At 40.7% G+C, this 703-nt stretch carries 2 protein-coding genes; both read left to right on the forward strand.

What is annotated here, in order from left to right; genetic code table 11:
• Window positions 1-479: ABC transporter permease (locus tag ACTXGU_RS22275; protein WP_443483699.1), on the forward strand; the 479-nt coding region annotated here is incomplete at its 5' end.
• Window positions 480-703, forward strand: a 224-nt coding sequence (locus ACTXGU_RS22280; protein ID WP_443483700.1) for an ABC transporter permease subunit, incomplete at its 3' end; no start/stop codon positions are given. It lies immediately after the preceding gene.

The raw sequence follows: 703 nt of genomic DNA on the forward strand, positions 1-703 counted from the left end.
TTATTGCCCTTATTTCTGTGGTGGTGATGTGGCTTCTTTTAGAAAAAACAACAAAGGGCTATGAATTAAAAGCGGTTGGATTTAACCAGCATGCCTCTCAGTACGCTGGTATGAATGTGAACCGCAATATTATTCTTTCTATGGTGATTTCTGGTGCCTTTGCTGGTCTTGCAGGTGCGATGGAAGGTTTAGGTACATTCGGTTATGTCAGTACAAAAGGCGGCTTTACTGGCGTAGGGTTTGATGGAATTGCCGTAGCGCTTCTAGGTGCAAATGGTCCAATCGGCATCGTATTAGCTGCCATACTATTTGGCTTCTTAAAAGTAGGGGCATTAAATATGCCGCTTGAAGCGGGTGTGCCAAATGAAATGGTCGATATTATTATTGCACTTATTGTATTTTTTGTTGCTTCCAGTTATATGATTCGCTTATTTTTGGAGAAATTAAGTACAAATAAAAGAAAAAAGGGGGAGAAGTAAGTGGGATTAATGGATGTTTTATTCATTGTCATTCCTTCTTCACTATTATGGGCTGCGCCGCTGATTTTTACTGCACTCGGAGGTAATTTTTCAGAACGGGCTGGTGTAGTAAATATAGGGTTAGAAGGATTAATGGTCATGGGGGCTTTTTCCTCTATTGTGTTTAATTTAACCTTTGCAGACAGTTTAGGAGCGTGGACTCCATGGATTGCCTTGCTTTTCGC

Source organism: Niallia sp. 01092, from assembly GCF_052318935.1.
GTDB lineage: Bacteria > Bacillota > Bacilli > Bacillales > Cytobacillaceae > Niallia.